General features: G+C 36.3%; 7 protein-coding genes. 5 read left to right on the top strand and 2 right to left on the bottom strand.

Annotated elements, in window-relative coordinates; genetic code table 11:
* The 5 genes from RTL21_RS15510 to RTL21_RS15490 all read left to right on the top strand — a co-directional run.
* Nucleotides 1-478, top strand: a 478-nt coding sequence (locus RTL21_RS15510) for an SGNH/GDSL hydrolase family protein (protein WP_312097010.1), incomplete at its 5' end; no start/stop codon positions are given.
* A 20-nt stretch (nt 479-498) separates the two neighbouring features.
* Nucleotides 499-1,338, top strand: a complete 840-nt coding sequence (locus RTL21_RS15505) for a sugar phosphate isomerase/epimerase family protein (RefSeq protein ID WP_312097008.1) — start codon at nt 499-501, stop codon at nt 1,336-1,338.
* 27 nt (nt 1,339-1,365) lie between these two features.
* On the top strand, nt 1,366-3,135 hold the full coding sequence (locus tag RTL21_RS15500) for an ABC transporter ATP-binding protein (protein ID WP_312097007.1): 1,770 nt from the start codon (nt 1,366-1,368) through the stop codon (nt 3,133-3,135).
* A 465-nt stretch (nt 3,136-3,600) separates the two neighbouring features.
* On the top strand, nt 3,601-5,055 hold the full coding sequence (locus tag RTL21_RS15495; protein WP_312097005.1) for a sugar porter family MFS transporter: 1,455 nt from the start codon (nt 3,601-3,603) through the stop codon (nt 5,053-5,055).
* A 277-nt stretch (nt 5,056-5,332) separates the two neighbouring features.
* Nucleotides 5,333-6,370, top strand: a complete 1,038-nt coding sequence (locus RTL21_RS15490) for a PTS sugar transporter subunit IIC (protein ID WP_312097003.1) — start codon at nt 5,333-5,335, stop codon at nt 6,368-6,370.
* Between the two features lie 149 nt (nt 6,371-6,519).
* Here RTL21_RS15490 and RTL21_RS15485 read toward each other — a convergent pair whose 3' ends face one another.
* On the bottom strand, nt 6,520-6,807 hold the full coding sequence (locus tag RTL21_RS15485) for a YxcD family protein (RefSeq protein WP_312097001.1): 288 nt from the start codon (nt 6,805-6,807) through the stop codon (nt 6,520-6,522).
* Nucleotides 6,795-7,241, bottom strand: a complete 447-nt coding sequence (locus tag RTL21_RS15480; RefSeq protein WP_312096999.1) for a hypothetical protein — start codon at nt 7,239-7,241, stop codon at nt 6,795-6,797. The genes RTL21_RS15485 and RTL21_RS15480 overlap by 13 nt, the downstream gene beginning before the upstream one ends.
* Nucleotides 7,242-7,652: the final 411 nt, after the last annotated feature.

Here is a 7,652-nt window from a genome sequence, read left to right as displayed (position 1 = left end):
CCGACCTGGGGATTATTTATTCATCCAATTTGGACACAATGACCAAAAAGAAGACCCAGCACGCGGAACAATCCCTTATGGAGATTACCAAACAAATTTACATACCTTTGTAAATACTGCCTTTAAACATGGTGCTATCCCTGTCTTACTGTCTTCTGTTTCGCGCAGGCATTTTATAAACGATACGATTGATTCTTTTTCTCTTGGTGAATATCCGCAAGCAATGAAGGACTTTGCAGAACAGTACCAGGTAACCTTTCTTGATATTCATAAAAGATCAATAGAGCTACTTCAATCATTAGGTCCCATGTTATCTAAAAAGTATTTTCTCCATTTGGAACCCAATGAATCAAGTAATTACCCAAATGGCATTAAAGATGATACCCATTTTAACGAGCAAGGAGCTGCAGCAATAGCTCACCTGATTGTTAAAGAGATTAAGGAAAGTAACTTATCTTTAAAGTACTTTCTGAAATAAGAATAAAGGAGATAACCATAATGAATACACTCAATCTTGGTATCCGCGCACATGATTTAGGGCAGCTGGATTTACAAGAACTGTGTGAGCAATTAAAAAGCTATCAGTTCTCCAATATTCAATTTGCTATAAAAAAATCCTTTCCAGAGCTTGTCCCTTCCTTTCAAAGCTTGTCACCAGGAATCGCAAGCTTTTTTGGCGATTATTTCGCTAGAAACGGAATCAAAATTAGTACACTAGGCTGCTATGTTAACATTTCAAGCAAGGATATTTCTGTTCGTAAGGAAGCTTTAGAGAACTTTAAAACCCATTTACAGCTTGCCCGTGATTTCCGGACTAGTATAGTTGGCACAGAAACTGGCAGTGTTGGCAACGGCTATACTCCAGAAAACTTTACAGAAGAAGCCTATCAAATTGTCAGAAGTTCTGTAATCGAGATGGTAGAATACGCTGAACATTTTGGCGCTACAGTAGGAATCGAAGCAGGACTTAATCATCCTCTCTATACTGCTAAATTAGCAAGACGTCTTGTAGAGGAAGTCCAATCACCCCATTTAAAAATAATTTTGGATGTTGCAAACTTGATCAATCTTGAAAATATCTCAAACCGAGATGAGGTTTTAAAGGATGCAATCGATTTATTACATGACCATATCGCGATGATTCACTTAAAGGATTTCACCGTTCATAATGGAAAACTCGAAATCGTCCCTGTTGGAAAAGGAATGTTGAATTTCGAACCAATTCTTTCTTATCTAAAGCACGATAGACCCTTTCTGCATGCTACTTTGGAAGAAACAAAAAGAGAATCGATTAAACCTGCAATTGATTATATTCACGAGATATATCACCGTCTATAAGGCATAGGTTTAAGGAGTGGGATTAACTTGGATACATTAGAGAAAATTGTTCAACAAAGCTATGACACTCATCAAAAGAACTCTTTTAAAGTATTAATCCATCTATACAAAGGACATTATATAAAACTATTACTTTCCGCTGTTTTTTATACAATAAAGCATATCCCTGCATGGGTAATGCCCATTGCAATCGCCAATGTTATAAATGCCGCTACCTTAAGAGATGGTGGCGGCATTCGTACCATTTATTTAAACGCTATCGTTATGGCTATCCTCGTATTACAAAATATACTGACTAATTATTATCATACGAAATATAATAGCTTGGCTATTCGCAACGTGGAATCAGGACTTCGTGCTTCTCTTATCAAAAAATTGCAGGAACTGTCCATTCCCTTTCAAAAAGAAATGCAGTCTGGACGACTCCAATCAAAAATAATGAGAGATGTAGAAGCTGTTCAAACACTATCCTCCCAAGTGTTTGTCTCCAGCTTAAATATATTAGTTAACTTGATTGTTGCACTAGGGATTACCTTATATAACAGTCCAACTGTTTTTTTATTTTTTCTTCTGACTGTCCCTATTTCAGCTATTATCATTGTTGCCTTTCGAAAAAAAATAAAGAACTCTAATTCAGAATTTCGCCGAGAAATGGAAGAAACATCCGCTCGTGTCATTGAAATGATTGAGTTAGTTCCAATTGCAAGAGCCCATGCATTAGAAAAACAGGAAGTCACTCGTTTGAACAACCGCTTCCAGCAAATTTTATCAAAAGGCTTTCATTTAGATATGATCCAATCCCTATTTGGGGCTGTGAGTTGGGCTAGCTTTCAAATCTTCCAAATAATTTGTTTAGTATTTACTGGTATTCTAGCATTAAGAGGGACGATTACCCCCGGGGAGGTAGTAATGTATCAAACATACTTTACAACAGTAGTTAACTCCGTTTCTAGTATGATTACTTTAATTCCAACTATTGCAAAGGGAATGGAATCTGTAGAATCAATTGGTGAAGTTCTTACAGCAGGAGAAGTAGAAAAACACGATAATAAGAAAAAGCTGAAAGAAGTGAAGGGTCAGTTTTCCATTCAAAATGTCGCATACCGTTATACAAATGAAAAGAAGGATATTCTCCATAGCTTACATTTAGAAATAAACCAAGGAGAAACGATAGCCTTTGTAGGGGAGTCTGGTTCTGGAAAATCCACCATTCTTCATTTGCTGATTGGCTATATCCAACCAACTAAAGGGAAAATCCTTTTAGATGGCCATGACATGTCTTTACTCGATTTACGCTCTTACCGAAATCATTTGGCAGTCGTACCGCAATCAACTATTCTCTTCTCTGGCACTATCAGGGAAAATGTCACATATGGGATGCCAAGTGTCTCTGAAGAACGCTTAAAAGAAGTGCTTAAAGCCGCAAACCTTTGGGAAGTCATACAAAAGTTTCCCGAAGGTTTAAATACTAAGATAGGCGAACATGGCGATAAACTCTCAGGTGGTCAAAGACAACGAGTTTCCATAGCTAGAGCCCTAATCCGGAATCCAAAAGTAATCATTCTAGATGAAGCTACCTCTGCCTTAGACAGCCATTCTGAAGCAAAAATCCAAGAATCTTTATCGGTTTTATGCAAAAATAGAACCACCTTCATTGTGGCTCATCGATTATCGACCATTAAAAACGCAGAAAAAATTGCCGTGATTGAAAATGGAAGCTGTATCGAATTTGGAACATATGATGAATTAATGGGTAAAAAAGGGAAGTTTTTTCAATTAAAACAACTGCAAAGCTAATTTACGGTAGGAGATTCTTTTTCAGCGGTCTCCTACTTTTTATTGCTTAAAATGCTCTTCTCCATTTTCGAAATCACTGATAACGGATAATACACCTCTCCAAACAACATATTATTCGCATTTAATTCCCTATATCCCAATTGAATAGAGATAAACTGTCTCCTATTTTCAAAGATGTTTTTAATTTTTTTTATCTGGGTAATGTATTGGTACGTCTATCCCTTACATAATTCACCATCATGAACAATTTGAAATATTCTGATAATAATGTATAATAAAACTGTTCTATTCTTTTTTACTATCCAAGAAAAGTAATTGTAACTTATCTTACCGACAAAAGTTTTAGCATTCCATAAGGGATAGAACAATAAACTAAACCGAAAAGGAGATGACAATCGATTTACATTTCAAATACAAATATAATAATGAAACTCATTATTATAAGAGGAGGAGAAAGTAAATACAATGAGTGATCAATTAAACCCTGACAGTAGGAACAAAAAAACAAATCAAAAAAACAATTTAAAAATTATTGCAATTATCTCTACATTTGGTGGCCTTCTTTTTGGCTTTGATACTGGTGTAATTAATGGAGCTTTACCATATATGGCTCTTCCAGACCAGCTTAACCTCAATGCAGTCACTGAGGGTCTCGTTGCTAGTTCCCTATTATTCGGAGCCGCATTCGGAGCGATGTTCAGTGGAAAACTCGCAGATAGCTATGGACGAAGAAAGGTTATTCTTTATCTTGCTGTTATTTTTCTTATTACAACTCTCGGTTGTACTTTTGCACCGAACGTCCCCATAATGGTTACTTTCCGCTTCTTACTCGGTATCGCTGTTGGAGGAGCATCTGTAGCTGTTCCTACCTTTCTGGCAGAAATGTCCCCTGCCGAACAACGTGGTCAAATGGTAACGCAAAATGAACTAATGATTGTTACAGGTCAATTACTGGCCTATATAACGAATGCTATAATCGGAAATACAATGGATGGTTCCGGACACGCATGGAGATATATGCTCGTCATTGCGACAATACCAGCCATTGTCCTATGGATAGGCATGCTAGCTGTACCGGAGAGTCCTAGATGGTATGCATCGCAAGGCAGGTTTAAAGATGCTTTTCATGTACTATTGCATATTAGAAAAGAAAAACGTGCAAAAACAGAATTGCAGCAAATTAAGAAAGCTATTGAAACCGAAGAACAGGTCGAACAAGTTGGCTTTAAAGATTTAGCAGAGCCTTGGATCAGAAGAATTGTTTTTCTAGGAATTGGGATTGCTATTGTTCAACAAATCACAGGTGTAAATTCGATTATGTACTATGGTACACAAATATTGCAAAGTACAGGATTCTCTACCGAGGTTGCCTTAATAGCAAATATCGCAAATGGCGTAATTTCTGTTTTAGCTACCTTCGTAGGAATATGGCTACTTGGACGTATCGGAAGAAAACCAATGCTAATTACAGGTTTAATTGGTACAACAACTACATTACTCTTGATAGGAATCTTCTCATTCGCTTTAAGCGGAACAGCTATTCTTCCATACGCTGTACTAAGTATGACCGTTACCTTCCTTGCTTTTCAACAAGGAGCAATATCACCAGTCACTTGGCTTATGTTAGCGGAGATATTCCCTTTAAAGCTTCGAGGATTAGGAATGGGTGTTTCCGTATTTTGTTTGTGGACAACAAACTTTCTCATTGGTTTAGTTTTCCCGATACTTCTCGATAAATTTGGCTTATCCAATTCATTCTTTCTGTTCGCTATACTAGGCATATTTGCGATAACGTTTGTTAGCAAATTCTTGCCTGAGACAAAAGGAAAAACATTGGAACAGCTAGAACAGTATTTCCGAAACTTTGACAAGGAGTCTCGAGATGTCCGGAAAGCTAAAATAGGAGAAAACCAGCTTTGATCTTAACATTTTAATCTTGGATTTTCATGTAGGAGTTCCCTCATAAAAGGAGGAACTCCTTTCTGTTTTTACATTTTGTATTTTTTTAAGGGAATCTTTTTACATTTTTCAAAAATAATCATTCGATTCATTGCAATTTATATAGAGGTTTTAAAAAGCACAATCATTTTTTCTGTAGTTCGCTTTTTCACGTTGAAGCATTAAAAATAACCGTTGACGGTTATCCAGATTTTACATATAATAAACTCCAAATTCAAGGTGAATGGGGAGTTCAAATGTGAAGGAGTTTTTCAGTAAATTATTAAATGGTATGAGTATCGGAATTGTCGTTTCTTTAATCCCAAATGCATTGCTTGGCGAAATATTAAAGCTCTTTATTCCTTTCTTTCCTCCACTTCAACACGTATTAGATATTACTGCATTTATTATGAGCTTATTACCCGTGTTGATTGGTGTAATGGTAGGAATATCATTTAAACTATCCTCTATTCAAACAGCTAGCATTGGTATTGCTGCAATGGTTGGAAGTGGCGTGGTTCAAAAAACAGCAGAAGGATTATTTACTTTAAATGGCATTGGGGTTGTTGTAAATACGGGTATTACGGCTGCACTTGCCGTATTGTTTGTTCGCTTTGTAGGCAACCGGTTAAAAGCCTATTCTATTCTTCTTTTACCGACTTTAAGTATTTTAATACCTGGAATGGCTGGATATTTATTATTGCCATTTATGAAATCTACTACTGGATTAATTGGCGTCGCAATCGAAAATATAACGAACTTACAGCCAATCCTTATGGGCATTGTTATCGCAGTAGTATTCTGCTTAATTATTCTTTCCCCTGTTTCCACAGTAGGTGTGGCAACTGTTATATCCCTGTCTGGAATTGGCTCAGGGGCAGCAAATCTCGGGATTGTAGCTGCAGGAATTGGATTAGCTATCGCAAGCTATAAGGCAAACTCTTTGGGAACTGCCTTAGCACATGTGCTTGGATCTCCTAAAATTCAAATGGGAAATTTCTTTATGAAACCGAAGATTGTTATTCCGATGATTATTACTGCTGCCATATTAGGTGGATTAGCAGGGTTCTTAAACATCCAAGGAACACCTTATAGTGCAGGCTTTGGATTATCAGGCTTAGTTGGCCCTATGAACTTTATGCGCTTAGCAGATGGTGGATGGAGCAATAAAAATATCGCAATTATGATTTCTACCTTTTTAATTATACCGTTCCTTTTAAACGTGTTCTTCCTTTATGTATTTTCGAAGAAATTAAAAATGATAAAGTCAGAAGATTATAAATTAAATTTCGATTGATTTTTTAAAACAAAGTTTCTACTTATATAAGTGAGAACAAATGTTTTCTATAGGAGACAGTTGGCGCATCTAACTTCTCTGAATAAGAAAGTAACAGGCAAAAAAGAGGATACCAATTTCCCTAGCATTGGTATCCTCTTTCCTTTTTGCTACTTTCCTACTGCAATAATTCCCTCTACATCATCTAATACTAATTTCAATCCAATATACGGATCCATATTTAAATACTCGTCTAGCCATAAACGTAGTGCTTCAATCATATTTTGTGTGATTAGCACTTGCTTACGATCATGGACAAAGGCTTCAGCTGAAAAACCATAGTCATCGTCGTACATTAGCTCTACTTCCACTTCCTCTGGTCTTACCTGTTTCTTACGCGCGACGTAGACACAAATCGCATTAATAATATCCTGTTCTGGGATAATTAATTTCTCCAATTATTTGCTTCCTCTCTTTTTTTGTTTCGATAGAAAGTGAATAGCTTCTTAATCAAATTAAACACTAAAACGATAGCGATAATATTAATTAGAAGCCCTAACATAGATCCAAATGCTCCCATGTTAGCAAAAAGACTACCAAATAATAGACCAGCAAGTCCACCGACCATTAGCCCTCTCATTAGTCCTCCGCCTGAGAAGAAGCCGCCAGACTTTTTCGCGGTAGTGGATTGATTAGATTTTGTCGTGTCATTTGTATTATTTTTCTTTTGGAAAAAGGAATTTGTGTTTGTATTGGTATTATTGTTATTAAAGCTCCTTTTTCCAGATTTATAGGACTTGGCCTCTACTGTTGTTACCGTATCTTGAAATATGATACTTACCGGGGATAAAACCAATCCTAGTGTGAGAATTGCGGATAAAATTTTCTTCATTTCTATTCCTCCTGATTATTGTTCATCCATTTTGTCCATGCTTAAGATTACAACTTAGGCTCATATATCTTCCTAACTCCCTTTAGTATTTGCTAGAAAAATAAAAAGCCCTACCATTTTATTGGTAAAGGCTTTAAAATTTGATCTATTTATCCCTTTACCAAAGAACGGCAAAGGTCTCGCAAACAACATTTAGTTGCCAGTTAAGCCGGCGATTCAATCGCGTATTGACGACATAACTGTAAGCTACTCCCCTTTGGAGTATGCAATTTTTAAGTATAAATATATTCTAATATAAACAGCATAGCTAGTCAACTTATATGATGAAAGCCTATTCAATTAAATATCAAAAAGCTTTCCTTCTTCTTTCATGCACATGTAAATCAATACCAATTATATCCGATTTTTGTA

The sequence above is a fragment of the Niallia sp. genome, from assembly GCF_031978665.1.
Lineage (GTDB): Bacteria > Bacillota > Bacilli > Bacillales > Cytobacillaceae > Niallia.
Note: the sequence above shows the minus strand (reverse complement) of the source record. Positions and strands in the feature narration are given on the sequence as shown.